Below are 15,856 nucleotides of genomic sequence, written 5' to 3'. Positions count from 1 at the left end.
GCCCGTGGCGGAGACGACGAAGCACATCTTTGTAACGGGGGGCGTGGCCTCCTCGCTGGGGAAGGGTCTGACGGCCTCCAGCCTGGGGTTCCTGCTCCGCTCGCGCGGGCTGCGGGTGACGATGCAGAAGCTGGACCCCTACATCAACGTCGATCCGGGGACGATGAACCCCTTCCAGCACGGCGAGGTCTTCGTCACCGAGGACGGCGCCGAGTGCGACCTGGACATCGGGCACTACGAACGCTTCCTCAACACCAACCTCTCGGGTCGGTCCAACGTGACCACGGGCCAGGTCTACAACGACGTCATCGCGCGGGAGCGGCGCGGGGAGTACCTCGGCGACACCGTCCAGGTCATCCCGCACGTGACCAACGAGATCAAGGCACGGATGCGGGCGGCGGCCGACGCCGACGACGCGGATCGTCCGGACATCATCATCACCGAGATCGGCGGCACCGTCGGCGACATCGAGTCGCTGCCGTTCCTGGAGGCCGCCCGTCAGGTCCGGCACGACATCGGCCGGGCCAACTGCTTCTTCCTGCACGTCTCGCTCGTGCCCTACCTGGCGCCCAGCGGCGAGCTCAAGACCAAGCCCACCCAGCACTCGGTGGCGGCCCTGCGGCAGGTCGGCATCACCCCCGACGCCCTCGTGCTGCGGGCCGACCGCGCCATCCCCGAGGGCATCAAGCGCAAGATCTCGCTGATGTGCGACGTGGAGAACGACGGCGTCGCGGCCTGCATCGACGCCCCGAGCATCTACGACATCCCCCGGGTGCTGCACGCCGAGATGCTGGACGCCTACGTCGTGCGCCACCTGGGGATGCCGTTCAAGGACGTCGACTGGTCGGCCTGGGACGCCCTGCTCGAGCGGGTGCACGAGCCGGAGCACCGGATCGAGATCGCCCTCGTGGGCAAGTACGTGGACCTGCCCGACGCCTACCTCTCGGTCACCGAGGCGCTGCGCGCCGGTGGTTTCCGGCACGACGCCAAGGTGGACGTGCGGTGGGTCGCCTCCGACGAGTGCCGCACCGACGCCGGTGCCAGCACGGCCCTCGGCGGTGTCGACGCCGTCCTGGTGCCCGGCGGCTTCGGGGTCCGGGGCATCGAGGGCAAGATCGGGGCCCTGCGCTGGGCCCGGGAGCGGGGGGTGCCCACGCTGGGCATCTGCCTGGGGCTGCAGGCCATGGTCATCGAGCACGCCCGCCACGTCGCCGGCATCGAGGGAGCCAGCTCGACCGAGTTCGACCCGCAGACCGCCGAGCCGGTGATCGCCACCATGGAGGAGCAGAAGTCCTTCGTCGAGGGTGCCGGGGACCTGGGCGGCACCATGCGGCTGGGGTCCTACCCGGCCGCCCTGCGGGAGGGGTCGGTGGTGGCCGGGGCCTACGGCACCACCGAGGTCACCGAGCGCCACCGCCACCGCTACGAGGTCAACAACGCCTACCGCGACCGCCTGACCGACGCGGGTTTGGTCATCAGCGGGACCTCGCCCGACGGGTCCCTGGTGGAGTTCGTCGAGCTGCCGTCCGACGTGCACCCCTACTACGTCTCGACGCAGGCGCACCCCGAGTTCAAGTCCCGCCCCGACCACGCCCATCCGCTCTTCGCCGGGCTCGTGGCCGCGGCCCTCGACCAGCAGCGCGCCCAGCGCCTCGTCGAGGTGGAGGGCCGCCACCACCAGCACGAGCTGCCGGAGTGAGCCGGCCGTCGGAGCACCGCCTACCGTAGGGCCATGAGCCTGGACGCCCCCCGCCTCAGCGCCGCCGACCTGCAGGACCTGCCCGGGCGCCGTCCCGTGGTGAGCACCGAGGTCCCCTTCAGCGGGCGGGTCTGGGACGTGCGCCGGGACGAGGTCGACCTGGGTGGGGGTGGCGTCGTCACCCGGGACTACGTGGAGCACGGCGGCGCGGTCCTCGTGCTCGCCGTCCGGGAGGACCGCGGGGAGCCCGAGGTCCTCGTCATCCGACAGTACCGCCACCCCGTCGGCGCGGAGGACTGGGAGCTGCCCGCGGGGCTGCTCGACGTGGAGGGGGAGGCGCCCCTGGAGGCCGCCCGGCGCGAGCTGGCCGAGGAGGCCGACCTGCGGGCCGGCCGGTGGGAGGAGCTGTTCGCCTTCACCCCCTCCCCGGGGAGCCTGGGCGAGGTCATCACCCTGTTCGTGGCGACCGGGCTCTCCGAGGTGCCCGCCGAGGAGCGGCACGAGCGGGAGCACGAGGAGGCGGGTATGCCGGTGGGCTGGGTGGGCCTGTCCGACGCGGTGGCCGCGGTGCTGGGCGGGCAGGTGCGCAACGGGCCGCTGGTCGTCGGTGTGCTGGCGCTGGCGGCGCGGTTAGACTGACCTCTCGTGCGCAGGGCGGAGTGACGACCCGCCGGGATCCCTCGAGGACCCCGACCTGCGCACCGCGCGTCCGGCGGACCGACGAGAGGCCGAGGATCCCTCGGCGAAGGTGTGGTGGCACCGCGACCTGGCCCCCGCCCACACCTTTGCGGGCTGCCTTCCGGACGGGCACCCCGCCCCTCCGGGACACGACCCGAGAGGAGACGAACATGCTTCGCACCCACGAGGCCGGCACGCTGCGCGCCGAGCACGTCGGGACCACGGTCACCCTCGCCGGGTGGGTGGCCCGTCGTCGCGACCACGGAGGCGTGGCCTTCGTCGACCTGAGGGACGCCAGCGGCGTCGTGCAGGTCGTGGCGCGCGACGAGGTGCTCACCGGCGGGAACATGGTCCACGACCTGCGCAGCGAGTACTGCATCACGGTGACCGGCGAGGTGACCGCCCGCGCGGACAAGGACGTCAACCCCGACCTGCCCACCGGCGCGGTCGACGTGGTCGCCACCGGCATCGAGGTGCTCAGCGAGTCGGCTCCGCTGCCCTTCCAGATCGACGAGCGGGTGAGCGTGGGGGAGGAGGCCCGGCTGCGGCACCGCTACCTGGACCTGCGTCGTCCCGGGGCCAGCTCGGCGGGCGCCAACCTGCGGCTGCGCTCGCGGGTCAACGCCGCCGCCCGCACCGTGCTGGCCGAGCGCGACTTCGTCGAGATCGAGACGCCCACGCTGACCCGCTCCACCCCGGAGGGCGCTCGCGACTTCCTCGTCCCGGCGCGCCTGCAGCCCGGGAGCTGGTACGCCCTGCCCCAGAGCCCCCAGCTGTTCAAGCAGCTCCTCATGGTCTCCGGGATGGAGCGGTACTACCAGATCGCCCGCTGCTACCGCGACGAGGACTTCCGCGCCGACCGGCAGCCGGAGTTCACCCAGCTCGACGTCGAGATGAGCTTCGTGGACCAGGACGACGTCATCGAGCTCGGTGAGGCCCTGGCCCGGGCCGTCTGGGGGGTGCAGGGGATCGAGCTGGACACCCCCTTCCCGCGGATGACCTACGCCGAGGCGATGGCCCGCTACGGGACCGACAAGCCCGACCTGCGCCTCGACCTGGAGCTGACCGACTGCACCGAGTACTTCTCCGGGACCCCGTTCCGGGTGTTCCAGGCCGAGCACGTGGGCGCCGTCGTCATGCCCGGGGGCGGGTCGCAGCCGCGCCGGCAGTTCGACGCCTGGCAGGAGTGGGCCAAGCAGCGGGGGGCCCAAGGGGCTGGCCTACGTCACCGTCGGCGAGGACGGGACCCTGGGCGGCCCGGTGGCCAAGAACATCTCCGACGCCGAGCGGGCCGGCCTCGCCGACCACGTGGGGGCCTCCCCGGGTGACGCCGTCTTCTTCGCGGCCGGCCCGACCAAGCCCTCGCGGGCCCTCCTGGGCGCCGCCCGGCTCGAGATCGGTCGGCGCGCGGGACTGATCGACGAGTCGGCGTGGAGCTTCCTCTGGGTCGTCGACGCGCCCCTCTTCGAGCCGGCCGGCGACGCGGTCGAGGCCGGGGACGTCGCCGTGGGCTCCGGCGCCTGGACCGCCGTCCACCACGCGTTCACCTCGCCGAAGGCGGAGTTCCTCGACTCCCTGGAGGAGGACCCCGGTTCGGCCCTGGCCTACGCCTACGACCTGGTCTGCAACGGCAACGAGATCGGCGGCGGCTCCATCCGTATCCACCGCCGCGACGTCCAGGAGCGTGTCTTCGCCATCATGGGCCTGTCGGCGGAGCAGGCCCAGGAGAAGTTCGGCTTCCTGCTCGAGGCGTTCAAGTACGGCGCGCCGCCGCACGGCGGCATCGCCTTCGGCTGGGACCGGATCGTGGCCCTGCTCGCGGGCACGGACTCCATCCGGGACGTCATCGCCTTCCCCAAGACCGGGGGCGGCTTCGACCCGCTGACCGAGGCGCCCGCCCCGATCACCCCCGAGCAGCGCAAGGAGGCCGGGATCGACGCCGTGCCCGAGCAGCCGGCGCCGGCCCCGCAGGGGGCGCCCGAGGTGTCACCGACCCGGAGCTGAGTCGACCGGCGGGGTGCCGGCCCTCCCGTTAGCGTGGGGTCATGACTCCCCGACCCGTGGACGCCGTCGTCGTGGGCTCGGGCCCCAACGGGCTGGCCGCCGCCGTCACGCTGGCGCGCGCGGGGCTGCGGGTCACCGTGCTGGAGGGACAGCCCACCCCCGGCGGCGGAGTCCGGACGCTGCCGCTGGAGGGTCCGCGCGTCCCGGCGGGGGAGGGGCTGGTGCAGGACGTCTGCGCGGCCGTCCCCGCGGCCGTGTCCGGCTCCGCGTTCTTCGAGGAGTTCGACCTGGCGGCGCGTGGGGTCGAGCTCCTGGTGCCGGAGGTCTCCTACGCCCAGCCCCTGGACGGTGGCCGGGCGGGCATCGCCTGGCGGGACCTGGACCGGACCGCCGAGGACCTCGGGGTGGACGCCGGCGCGTGGCGGCGGCTCGTCGGCCCCCTGGTCCGGCACCGCCAGGAGGTGGCCTCGATCGCCCTGTCGGACAAGCGCTCCGTGCCGTGGTCCGGTGCCGGCACGCCAGCCGGCGCGGCCGCCTTCCTCCAGGCCCTGGCGGTGCTCTCGGGACCCGGCGGCGAACGGTGGTGGCGCACCGAGGAGGCCCGGGCGCTGATCACCGGCGTGGCCGCGCACACGATCACCCGCATCCCCTCTCCGGCGGCGGCGGGCACGGCGGCATACCTCGGCGCTCTGGCTCACGGCCCCCCACCGGGTGGCCGCTGGTGCGCGGGGGCATCGGCCGCATCACCGACGCGCTTCTGGCCGATCTGCGCGCCCACGGGGGCGAGGTCGTCCCCGACCACCCGGTCCGCAGCGGCCAGGACCTGCCCTCCGCCCGGGCGACCCTGCTGGACACCCACGCCCGGGTCGCCGCGGACCTGCTGGCCGAGCCGTACCGCTCGCGCCTGCGGTCCCTGCCCGTGGGAGCCGGCGTGTGCAAGCTCGACTACGTGCTGTCCGGACCGGTGCCCTGGAGCCGGCCGGAGGTCGCGCTGGCCGGCACCGTGCACGTGTGCGGCGACGTGGGGGACATGCGCCGCGCGGAGGCCGAGGTGGCGGCGGGCCGGCACGCCGAGCGTCCCATGATGCTGCTGAGCGACCCGGTTCCGCTCGACCCGGGACGACTGGGCCGCACCGGTCTGCGACCGGTGTGGGCCTACGCGCACGTCCCCCGGGGCTCCTCCCGGGACGTGCGTGCCCAGGCCGACGCCCAGCTGGAACGGTTCGCCCCCGGGTTCCGCGACCTCGTCGTGGACTGCGTGGTCACGCCCGCCTCCCGGATGGCCGAGCACAACGCCGCCTACCCCGACGGTGACATCTCCGGAGGGGCGATCTCGTTGTGGCACATGATCTCCCGGCCCACCGCACGGATGGACCCGTACGCCGTCGCGCCCGGCGTGTGGCTCTGCTCGGCCTCCACCCCTCCGGGCCCGGGCGTGCACGGCATGTCCGGGCTGCACGCCGCCCGCCGGGTCCTGCGCGCGCTCGGACGCCCCGTGCCCTCGCTCGCTCCCTGAGACGCCGCGCCGAGCACCCGGGGCGGGGACGGCTCAGGCCCCGCCCCGAGAGATCCGGGGGCGGGGCCTGTGCGGCGCGGGTCAGGCGGTCTGGTCGACCAGGACCCGACGGTCCTCGTCGCTGTCGGCGACCGGGCCGTCACCGTCGCTGCGGCGGGCGCCGGCGGCCCAGAACAGGCCCGCTCCGGTGAGGATGTTGATGACGCCCAGCCCGGCGACGAGGGCGGTCATGCCCAGGGCCAGCTTGAGCGCCGAGGCGGTCACGGTGCCCACGCCGAGCTCACCGACGAGTCCGTGGACGGTGCCGGTCCAGATCTCGCCGCGGGCGGCGGCGTCGGCCGGGTTGGTGCGGTCGAAGTCGTTCCAGTACTTGCCGCCGTTGGGGTACTCGACGGTCATGCCCTCGGCCGGGACGGGGTCGGGCACCGGCACGGTCTCGTCGCCGACCTGCAGCTCGGTGAGGGCGTTGCCCTCGGCGTCGACCAGCTGCTCCTCGGTCAGGGTGACCTCGGTGGTGCCGTTGATGACGTGGTGCACGACGGTGGCCATCTGGAACATGTACTCGCTCGCGCTGTTGACCAGCGGGTCGTCTGCGTTCATCTCGCGGCCCGAGACGGGGTAGCCCCACTCGTCCTCGAGCATGGCCATGATCGCGTCGGCCTCCTCGGTGGTGCCGCGGTCGACGAGCTGGCCGTCCTCGTTGTACGAGAGCTCGACGCCCTGGACCTCGCTGAAGCTCTGCAGGGAATGCCTGCCGTCCTGGTACATCTTGAAGGCGACGCCGGAGCCGATCAGGAAGACCAGACCGAAGACCATGAGCATGATCCCGACGAGACGAAGACGTTGTGCCATGGGGAAGGAACCTCCTCCGGGCAGGGGACCCGGATCGTGGTGTCCCGCCGGACGGGCCGGCGGCGTGCCCGGGAGGGGCATGGCTCCACCCTGACGCATCTCCTATCGTCGGTAGTAGGGCCAAAGGTCCCGGATCCGCAGGACGGACGTCACCCCTGCAGGAGCGGCGGCTGTGCCAGGCGCGGGCGGTGCGGTAGCCCAGGCGCCGGTAGACCCGCAGAGCAGCCGTGTTGTCCGCGAAGACGCCCAGCGTGCAGACCCCGTGCTCGCCCAGGGCCCACCGGGTCAGGGCGGCCGTGACCACGCCGCCCCAGCCGTGCCCTCGCAGGCCGGTGGCGGTGACGATGCCGGCCAGGTGGGGCACGCCGCCCGCCTCCCGCTCGGCCCCGCCCACCGCGGTCAGGTGCCCGGCGTCGTCCCGCCTCCCCACCCAGCGGACCACCCGACCGGTGCCGATCTCGGTCCAGACGCGGGGATTGTGCCGGCGGGTGAACGCCGACAGCTCGGCCGCGTCCTGCCCGTCGTCCAGCTCCTCGAGCTCGGCCTCCCGGGCGTCGGCGGGGGGAGGGGTCGCGGACCACATCCAGTCCCAGTCGCCGCCGTCGCCCAGGTCCAGGACCTCGTGGGCGACGGCGGCGTGGGAGCGGACCACGGAGACGGACCGGCTGCGCAGACGGTGCAGGTGTCCGCCGTCCCGCAGCGCCCCCAGGGCGGCGCGGACGTCCTCGGGGCCGACCTCGGCCGGGCCTCCCAGCGGGGCCACCCAGAACCCTCGCCGCTCCCCGAGCCGTTCGACGAGCATCACCGGTCCGTGCACCCACGCCTCTCCCGGCAGCGCCGGGTCCAGCGCCCAGCGGACCCAGGGGTCACCCCCGGAGAGCGCCACCAGCTCCGCGTGCGTGCGGACCCGGCGCACGTCATACCCCCGCCGCGGGAGCGTGCTCGGAGACCCCCACCCGCGCGTGCACCCGGCGCAGCCAGTCCGGGGCCCACCAGTTCCACCGGCCCAGCAGCGTCATCGTGGCCGGGACGACGAGCATCCGCACGACCGTGGCGTCCACGAGGACGGCGGCGGCCAGGGCGAACCCGGTCTGTTTGATGGCCAGCATGTGGCCCGCCGCGAACCCGGAGAAGACGACGACCATGATGACCGCGGCCGAGGTGATGATCCGCCCGGAGCGCTGGACGCCGAGGCGGACCGCGGTGTCGTCGTCGTGGCCCTGCTCGTGCAGCTCGATGATCCGCGAGAGCAGGAACACCTCGTAGTCCATCGACAGCCCGAAGCCGAACGCGAGCACGAGCAGCGGGATGACCGACTCCAGGGCACCCACCGACTCGAACCCCAGAAGACCCTCGAGGTAGCCGTGCTGGAAGACCAGGACCGTCAGGCCCAGGCTCGCCCCCAGCGAGACGACGTTGAGCACCAGGGCCTTGAGCGGGATGACGACCGAGCCGCTGAGGAGGAAGAGCAGGACGAGGGTGGCGCCGCCGATCCAGGCCGCGGCCCAGGCGGCCCGGTCCCAGACGGAGTCCACGAAGTCGGCGAGGGAGGCGGCCTGCCCACCCACCCACACCGCGCCACCGTCCGGGCCGGTGCTGGACCTGAGCGCGGTCACGACCTCGCGGGCCGGGTCCCCCAGGGGCCCGTCCTCCACCCGCACCCCGACGCGCCACAGCGGGTCGTCCGGGTCGGCGCCGTCCGCGAGCGGGACGTCGGCCGGCCACGCCCCCAGGTCCTGCGGCGGGTCGACGTCCCTGACCCCGGGCAGGCTCGAGACCTCCTCGGCCCAGGTGAGGGTCTCTTCCCGCGGTGCCTGGACGAGGGCCACGACGTCGGGGGCGGCCACCAGGGGGTAGTCCTCGTCCAGCTGCTCGAAGAAGACGCGCTGGTCGGCCCCGGGCGGCAGCAGGTCGGTCCCGGAAGAGGTCAGCCGCAGGCCGAGCGCGGGCCAGGCGAGCGCGAGCAGCACGGCGGTGCTGGCCACGACGGTGATCACCGGGCGTCGCTGGACCGCGGTGGCCAGCCGGCTGAAGATCCCCTCGTCCGCGGTCGCGCCGGCTCCCCGGCGGTGCCCGAGGCGGCGCGCCCACGTGGCGGCCAGCGCGGGGACCAGGGTGAGCGCGACGAGCAGCGCGACCACCACGACGGCGACCCCGGCGGCCCCGATCGCCCGCATGATCGGTGCCTCGAAGAGGACCAGCCCGGACAGGGCGATCCCCACGATCAGGCCGGAGAAGAGCACCGTGCGGCCGGCCGTCGTCAGGGCTCCGACGACGGCCGCCTCGATCTGGTCCTGGGACAGCTCCCGGTGGGGTACCCCCGGGGCGACCGCCTCCACTGCTCCCGGAACCGGGAGACCAGGAGGAGGCCGTAGTCGATGCACAGGGCCAGCCCCATGACCGTGACGATGTTGACGACGGTGGCGTCGAGGTCGATCAGGTAGGAGAAGCCGAGCAGGATCGCCAGGCCGCCCCCGATGCTCGCGACCGCGCCGAGGACCGGCATGAGGGCGGCCAGGACGCCACCGAAGACCACGACCATGACGACGAGGGAGATCGGCAGGGCGATGCCCTCGCCCCGTTGCAGGTCGACCTGGATCTGGTCGGTGATGTCGTCGACGAGCAGGGGGACGCCGCCCCAGTCCACCGCGCCCGTGTGGTCCGCCAGGAGCTCCTCGTATGCCGCCTCCAGGCCGACCAGCACGTCCCGGGCCTGCGGGAAGGTCACCTCGGGCTCCAGCTCGACGGTCAGCAGGAAGGCACCGCCGGAGGGGTCCTGGTCCCGGACCGCGACGAGCGCCTCGGGAGCGGTGGGCCACTCCGGGTGCAGGACGGGGGCGACGACCCCCGCCACCCCGTCGACGTCCGCGGCCCGCTCCGCGAACCCCGCCACCGCGGCCACGAGGGCGGGGTCCTGCAGGTCGGCACCGGTCACCGACCCGAGGAGCGCCGGTCCCTCCTCGTCGGCGGCGGTGATCTCCTGGACGACCTGGGCCGCACCCGGGGCCTCGATCGCCCCGGAGGTCAGGCGGTCGAAGAGGCCGGGGCCCGGCCCGAGGCCCAGGGCGGTGACGAAGGCGGCGACCACCAGCACCGACCAGGTGAGCAGGTACCACCATCGGTGGCGGACCGTCGACCGGCCGAGCACGGCCAGCGCAGGACGGCGGGGAGGGCGGTGCGAGCCGGCCACGGGTAGCCTCACCAGGGTGTCGAGTGGTGGATCAGACCTGTTCAGCGTATCCACGGGCGCCGACGGGACCGCGGCCGAGGGGGACCTGCGGCCACCGCTGGCGGTCCGGATGCGGCCGCGCACGCTCGACGAGGTCGCCGGCCAGGAGGACGTCCTGCGACCCGGGTCCCCGATGCGTCGGCTCATCGAGGGCCACGCCGGGGTGGCCGGGCCCCTGTCGGCGATCCTGTGGGGACCGCCGGGCACCGGGAAGACCACGCTGGCCCACCTCGTGGCCGCAGCGGGCGACCGTCGGTTCGTCGAGCTCTCCGCGGTCACGGCCGGGGTGAAGGACGTGCGGGCGGCGATGGAGGAGGCCGTGCGCCAGCGGTCGCTGCACGGGCGGGCCACCGTGCTCTTCCTCGACGAGATCCACCGGTTCACCAAGGCCCAGCAGGACGCGCTCCTGCCGGGCGTGGAGAACCGGGTGGTGATCCTCGTGGCGGCGACGACGGAGAACCCCTCCTTCTCGATCATCGCGCCCCTGCTCTCGCGCTCGGTCATGGTGCGGCTCGGGTCGCTGACCGACGAGCAGGTCGCGGGGGTGGTCCGGCGCGCGCTCACCGACGAGCGGGGTCTGGCGGGGGAGTTCACCCTCGACGACGACGCCCTCGACCACGTGGTGCGGATGGCCGGCGGGGACGCGCGGCGGGCGCTCACCACCCTCGAGGCCGCCGCCGGCGTGGCGGCCGACGAGCGTCCGGCCGGTCGCGAGGACCAGCCGGCCCTCATCGCGCTGGCGACGGTCGAGCAGGCGGTGGCCACCGCGGCGGTGCGCTACGACCGGGCGGGGGACCAGCACTACGACGTGGCCAGCGCGTTCATCAAGTCGATGCGCGGCAGCGACGTCGACGCGGCGCTGCACTACCTGGCCCGGCAGCTGGAGGCGGGGGAGGACCCCCGGTTCATCGCGCGCCGGATCGTTCTCGCCGCGAGCGAGGACGTGGGCATGGCCGACCCGACGGCGCTGCAGACCGCCGTCGCCGCGATGCACGCGGTCGCCCAGATCGGGATGCCGGAGGCCAGGATCGTGCTGGCCCAGGCGGTGGTGCACAACGCGCTGGCGCCCAAGTCCAACGCGGCCTACGCCGCGATCAACGCGGCCGTGGCCGACGTCCGGGCCGGTCGTGGCGGGGCGGTGCCGCCGCACCTGCGGGGGAGCGGGTATGCCGGGGCCGCCCGCCTCGGGCACGGGGAGGGTTACCGCTACAGCCACGACGAGCCGGCCGGGGTCGGGCCCCAGCAGTATCTCCCGGACGACCTGCTCGAGGCCGACGTCGACTACTACCGTCCCACCACGCGCGGGTGGGAGGAGCGGCTCGCGGCCCGGTGGGCCGAGCTGCGGCGGATCGTCCGGGGCCGGTGACGGCGGCTATTGTGGCAAGGTCCGTCTGCCCCCTGGTGAGGAGACCATGGAAACCGCCGAGATCCGCCGTCGCTGGTTGAGGTTCTTCGAGAGCAAGGACCACGCCGTCGTCCCCAGCGCCCCGCTGGTCTACGACGACCCCAACCTGCTGTTCGTCAACGCCGGCATGGTGCCCTTCAAGCCCTACTTCCTGGGCCAGGAGAGCGCGCCGTGGCCGCGGGCCACCTCGGTGCAGAAGTGCGTGCGGACCCTCGACATCGAGGAGGTCGGGCGGACCACCCGGCACGGCACCTTCTTCCAGATGAACGGCAACTTCTCCTTCGGCGACTACTTCAAGGACCGGGCCATCGCCTACGCCTGGGAGTTCGTCACCGGGTCGCAGGACGACGGGTTCCTCGGCTTCGACCCCGGGTCCGTGTGGGTGACCGTCCTCGAGGGCGACGACGAGGCCGCCGACCTGTGGCACCGGATCGCCGGGCTGCCCCAGGAGCGCATCCAGCGGCGCGGGCCGGCCGACAACTACTGGTCCATGGGGGTGCCCGGACCGGGCGGACCCTGCAGCGAGATCTACATCGACCGCGGTCCCGAGCACGGGCCCGACGGCGGGCCCGTCGTGGACGAGGACCGCTACCTGGAGATCTGGAACCTCGTCTTCATGCAGGACGAGCTGTCCGCGGTCCGCTCCAAGACCGACGTGGACATCGCCGGGGAGCTGCCGACGAAGAACATCGACACCGGGATGGGGCTGGAGCGGGTGGCCTACCTGCTCCAGGGCGTGGACAACCTCTACGAGATCGACGAGGTCTACCCCGTCATCGAGCGCGCCGAGGACCTGTCCGGTCGCGCCTACGGCAAGGACCACGACGACGACGTCCGCTTCCGGGTGGTCGCCGACCACGTCCGGTCCGGGCTGATGCTCATGGGCGACGGGGTCACCCCCGGCAACGAGGGCCGCGGCTACGTCCTGCGCCGGCTCCTGCGCCGCGCCGTGCGCTCGATGCGCCTCCTGGGCGTCCACGACCCCGCCCTGCCAGAGCTCCTGCCGGTGAGCAAGGACGTGATGAAGCAGTCCTACCCCGAGCTGGAGCGGGACTGGGCCCGGATCAGCGAGGTGGCCTACGCCGAGGAGGAGGCCTTCCGGCGCACGCTGGCCAGCGGCACCACGATCCTGGACACCGCCGTCGCCCGGGCCAAGGAGTCGGGGGTCACCCGGCTCGCCGGCGGGCAGGCCTTCCAGCTGCACGACACCTACGGCTTCCCCATCGACCTCACCCTGGAGATGGCGGCCGAGCAGGGCCTGTCGGTCGACGAGGAGGGCTTCCGCACGCTGATGACCGAGCAGCGGCAGCGGGCCAAGGCCGACGCCCGGTCCAAGAAGGCCGGGCACGGCGAGGTCACCTCCTACCGGCAGGTCGCCGACCGGCTGGGTCGTCCGGTGGAGTTCACCGGGTACGAGCAGACGAGCGGCGAGGCCCCGGTCGTGGGACTGTTCAGCTCCGGCCAGGAGGTGGACCGGCTCAGCGCCGTCGGGCAGGACGCGGAGACCGGTGGCACCGAGGTCGAGGTCGTCCTGGGCAGCACGCCCTTCTACGCCGAGGCCGGTGGGCAGCTGGCCGACCACGGCGTCCTCCGGTTGGCCGGCGGCGCGGTGGTCCAGGTGACCGACGTGCAGCGGCCGACACCCGGTCTGGTCGTGCACCGTGGGCGTCTCCTCGAGGGCGAGGTCGCTGTCGGCGAGCGCGCCACCGCCGAGATCGACTCGGTCCGCCGGGCCTCGGTGTCCCGCGCGCACACCGCCACGCACATCGTGCACAAGGTGCTGCGGGAGGCCCTCGGGGACTCGGCGACCCAGGCGGGGTCCGAGAACGCCCCGGGGCGGCTGCGTTTCGACTTCCGTTCCACCCGCGGGCTCGGCGGCGAGGAGCTGGCCGCGGTCGAGGCCCGGATCAACGAGCGGCTCATGGACGACCTCTCGGTCAGCGCGGCCGAGATGCCGCTCGCCCAGGCGCGGGAGATGGGCGCGATGGCGCTCTTCGGGGAGCGCTACCCCGACGTGGTGCGCGTCGTCTCGGTCGGCGGCCCGTGGTCGCTGGAGCTGTGCGGCGGGACCCACGTGCTCAACTCCGCCCAGCTGTCCCTCGTGAAGATCATGGGCGAGGCCTCCATCGGGTCGGGGGTCCGCCGCGTCGAGGCCCTGGTCGGTGCGGACGCCTACCAGCACCTGGCGCGGGAGAACGTCATCGTCAACCAGCTCACGGACTCCCTGAAGGTTCGTCCCGACGAGCTGCCGGACCGCATCGGCCAGCTGATGGCGAGGCTGAAGGAGGCCGAGCGTCAGATCGCCGCGGCCAAGGCCCAGCAGGCCCTGGCGGCGGCGGCCTCGCTCACCGACCGTGCCCGCGACGTGGACGGCGTGACCTTCCTGGGTCACGACCTCGGCGAGGGGTCGACCGGGGACGACCTGCGCCGCGCGGTGACCGACCTGCGGGGCCGTCTCGGTACCGACCGGCCCGTGGTCGTCGCCCTCACCGGCACCTCCGGCGGACGCCCCCACGTGGTGGTCGGGACCAACGAGGCCGCCCGCGGCCGGGGGATCCGGGCCGGCGCCCTCGTGAAGGTCGCCGCCCAGACCCTCGGCGGCGGCGGCGGGGGCAAGGACGACCTGGCCCAGGGGGGTGGCCAGGACCCGTCGCGGACCGCCGACGCGCTGCGTCGCATCGAGGACGAGCTGAGGCCGTGACGACCGACCCGGGGGTGCTGCTCGGCGTCGACGTCGGGGAGGTCCGGGTCGGCCTGGCGGCCAGCGACGCCGTCGGCCTGCTGGCCCACCCGGTGGCGACCCTGCCCCGGGACCCCGAGGGCCTGACCGACCTCGGTGCCATCGCCGAGGAGGTCGCCGGACGGGGAGCCGTCGGGGTGGTCGTGGGCCTGCCCCGTTCCCTCTCCGGGGAGGAGGGCTTGGCCGCACGCCGTGCCCGCGACTACGCTGTTGCGCTGCAGCGGCGTCTGGAGGTGCCGGTGCGTCTGGTCGACGAACGTCTGACCACGGTGGACGCCCACCGGAACCTGCGCCGCAGCGGGGTCCGGGGACGCGAGCACCGCGGAGTCGTGGACCAGGCGGCCGCCGTCCTCATCCTCCAGTCGGCGCTGGACGCCAGACGCGCCGGCCGTCCCCCCGGTGAACCCCTGAAGGCGCGCAAGCCCCGGACCCCCCGGTCCGGCCCCTGAGCAAAGGACACGGATGAGCCATCCTCCGCACGAGGACTGGGACGAGCACGACGTGCACGGCACGGCGTCCGGGACCCGGTTCGACGACGACGTCCTCGGACTGCGTGGCGTCCACGACCACGACGAGTCGTTGGCCGACGACGTCCTCGAGCCCGAGGAGCAGCTGTTCCGCCGGCGACGCCGGCGACGGCGCAACCCGGTCCTGGTCGGCATCTCGCTGCTGCTCGCCGGGGCTCTCGTCGTCACCGCCTCCGTCTTCGCCGTCGGCTGGATGCGCGACCTGCTGCCCGACGTCTCGATCGGGGAGCCCACCGCGCAGGACTACGAGGGCTCCGGGACCGGTGAGGTCATGGTCGAGGTGCCACCCGGCGCCGGCGGCGGGGAGATCGCCCAGCTGCTGGTGGAGAACGACGTCGTGGCGTCGGCCGGGGCGTTCACCGCCGCGCTGCAGGCCGACCCCCGGTCCTCCTCGATCCAGCCGGGCACCTACCGGATGGCCGGCCAGATGAGTTCGCAGGCCGCGCTCGGGCGGCTCCTGGACGGCAACTTCCGGGAGATCGACGGCGTGACCGTCCGTGAGGGCCTGTGGGTGGCCGAGACCTTCGCCGCGCTGGCCGAGGCCACCGGCCACGAGGTCGCCGACTACGAGGCGGTCGACCCCGCCTCCCTCGACCTGCCCGACGCCGCCGAGGGCGAGCTGGAGGGCTTCCTCTACCCGAGCACCTACGAGTTCGGGCCGGACACCACCCCGGAGGAGCAGCTGCAGACGCTCGTCGACCAGGGCAGGCAGGTCTACGCCGACCTCGGGATCGCCGACGACGAGCTGCGCGAGGTCATCATCAAGGCGAGCATCGTCCAGGGCGAGGGCATGTTCTCCGAGGACCTGCCGAAGGTGGCGCGGGTCGTCGAGAACCGCCTGCAGCCCAACCCGGAGACCAACGGCTACCTGCAGATGGACTCCACGGTGCACTTCATCTTCCAGGAGCGCGGCCTGGCCGGCACGACGGACGAGCAGCGCGCCGACGACGACCCCCACAACACCTACGCCTACCCGGGGCTGCCGGCCGGTCCCATCAACAGCCCGGGCGAGGAGGCGATCCGCGCGGTGCTGGAACCGGAGCCGGGTGACTGGCTCTACTTCGTCACGGTGGACCCCTCGACGGGGGAGACCCGTTTCGCCACCGACTGGGCGGGGCACCAGGAGAACGTCCAGCTCTTCCAGCAGTGGTGCCAGGACAACCCGGACCAGTGCTGACCGCGGGTCCTCGGCGGGCCGCGGTGGTC

The 15,856-nt window shown here is 73.7% G+C and carries 10 protein-coding genes and 3 pseudogenes; 9 read left to right on the top strand and 4 right to left on the bottom strand.

Features of this window, described 5'->3' with window-relative positions; genetic code table 11:
* The first annotated feature begins 4 nt into the window (after nt 1–4).
* From ACQ95T_RS11960 to ACQ95T_RS11940, 5 genes and pseudogenes are all read left to right on the top strand, one after another.
* Nucleotides 5–1,699 carry a CTP synthase gene (locus tag ACQ95T_RS11960; RefSeq protein ID WP_425943705.1) on the top strand — a complete coding sequence of 565 codons (1,695 nt, stop codon included), beginning with the start codon at nt 5–7 and terminating at the stop codon, nt 1,697–1,699.
* Between the two features lie 33 nt (nt 1,700–1,732).
* Nucleotides 1,733–2,338: an NUDIX domain-containing protein gene (locus ACQ95T_RS11955; RefSeq protein ID WP_425943703.1), complete on the top strand. Its 606-nt coding sequence runs from the start codon at nt 1,733–1,735 to the stop codon at nt 2,336–2,338.
* Between the two features lie 209 nt (nt 2,339–2,547).
* Nucleotides 2,548–4,381: pseudogene (aspS, locus tag ACQ95T_RS11950) on the top strand (aspartate--tRNA ligase).
* A gap of 41 nt (nt 4,382–4,422) precedes the next feature.
* Nucleotides 4,423–4,527 (top strand): annotated as a pseudogene (locus tag ACQ95T_RS11945) (FAD-dependent oxidoreductase); the annotation flags it as partial.
* A 575-nt stretch (nt 4,528–5,102) separates the two neighbouring features.
* Nucleotides 5,103–5,897, top strand: a complete 795-nt coding sequence (locus ACQ95T_RS11940; protein WP_431473917.1) for a phytoene desaturase family protein — start codon at nt 5,103–5,105, stop codon at nt 5,895–5,897.
* 81 nt (nt 5,898–5,978) lie between these two features.
* Here the strand turns inward: ACQ95T_RS11940 and ACQ95T_RS11935 are convergent, their stop codons facing one another.
* The 4 genes and pseudogenes from ACQ95T_RS11935 to ACQ95T_RS11920 all read right to left on the bottom strand — a co-directional run bounded on the left by ACQ95T_RS11935 (nt 5,979) and on the right by ACQ95T_RS11920 (nt 9,939).
* Complete coding sequence (locus tag ACQ95T_RS11935) at nt 5,979–6,749, bottom strand: hypothetical protein (protein WP_425943697.1); 771 nt, start codon at nt 6,747–6,749, stop codon at nt 5,979–5,981.
* Nucleotides 6,750–6,984: 235 nt separating this feature from the next.
* Nucleotides 6,985–7,332, bottom strand: a pseudogene (locus ACQ95T_RS11930) (hypothetical protein); the annotation flags it as partial.
* 334 nt (nt 7,333–7,666) lie between these two features.
* Nucleotides 7,667–9,088 carry an MMPL family transporter gene (locus ACQ95T_RS11925; RefSeq protein ID WP_431472958.1) on the bottom strand — a complete coding sequence of 474 codons (1,422 nt, stop codon included), beginning with the start codon at nt 9,086–9,088 and terminating at the stop codon, nt 7,667–7,669.
* Nucleotides 9,010–9,939, bottom strand: coding sequence for an MMPL family transporter (locus tag ACQ95T_RS11920; protein WP_431472957.1), 930 nt, complete (start codon nt 9,937–9,939; stop codon nt 9,010–9,012). Before ACQ95T_RS11920 ends, ACQ95T_RS11925 begins: the two co-directional genes overlap by 79 nt.
* 109 nt (nt 9,940–10,048) lie before the next feature.
* On the opposite strand from ACQ95T_RS11920, the gene ACQ95T_RS11915 reads away from it, so the two are divergent.
* The 4 genes from ACQ95T_RS11915 to mltG are packed head-to-tail and all read left to right on the top strand — an operon-like array spanning nt 10,049 to nt 15,827.
* Nucleotides 10,049–11,344, top strand: a complete 1,296-nt coding sequence (locus tag ACQ95T_RS11915; RefSeq protein ID WP_425943738.1) for a replication-associated recombination protein A — start codon at nt 10,049–10,051, stop codon at nt 11,342–11,344.
* A gap of 46 nt (nt 11,345–11,390) precedes the next feature.
* Nucleotides 11,391–14,084 carry an alanine--tRNA ligase gene (gene alaS / locus ACQ95T_RS11910; protein WP_425943693.1) on the top strand — a complete coding sequence of 898 codons (2,694 nt, stop codon included), beginning with the start codon at nt 11,391–11,393 and terminating at the stop codon, nt 14,082–14,084.
* Entirely contained in the window at nt 14,081–14,572 is a 492-nt protein-coding gene (gene ruvX, locus ACQ95T_RS11905) for a Holliday junction resolvase RuvX (protein ID WP_425943691.1), read from the top strand. The genes alaS and ruvX overlap by 4 nt, the downstream gene beginning before the upstream one ends.
* Before the next feature lie 13 nt (nt 14,573–14,585).
* Entirely contained in the window at nt 14,586–15,827 is a 1,242-nt protein-coding gene (gene mltG / locus ACQ95T_RS11900; protein WP_425943689.1) for an endolytic transglycosylase MltG, read from the top strand.
* Nucleotides 15,828–15,856: the final 29 nt, after the last annotated feature.

It is taken from the genome of Ornithinimicrobium carbonis, assembly GCF_050703245.1.
In the GTDB taxonomy this organism is placed as follows: domain Bacteria; phylum Actinomycetota; class Actinomycetes; order Actinomycetales; family Dermatophilaceae; genus Ornithinicoccus.
The sequence above is the reverse complement of the archived record's forward strand: the minus strand, read 5'-3'. Positions and strand labels throughout refer to the sequence as shown.

Coding starts and splice junctions, on each gene's coding strand:
- ACQ95T_RS11935 (WP_425943697.1), bottom strand. CDS start 6,749: ATGGCACAACGTCTTCGTCTCGTCGGGATCATGCTCATGGTCTTCGGT.
- ACQ95T_RS11955 (WP_425943703.1), top strand. CDS start 1,733: ATGAGCCTGGACGCCCCCCGCCTCAGCGCCGCCGACCTGCAGGACCTG.
- mltG (WP_425943689.1), top strand. CDS start 14,586: ATGAGCCATCCTCCGCACGAGGACTGGGACGAGCACGACGTGCACGGC.
- alaS (WP_425943693.1), top strand. CDS start 11,391: ATGGAAACCGCCGAGATCCGCCGTCGCTGGTTGAGGTTCTTCGAGAGC.
- ACQ95T_RS11915 (WP_425943738.1), top strand. CDS start 10,049: ATGCGGCCGCGCACGCTCGACGAGGTCGCCGGCCAGGAGGACGTCCTG.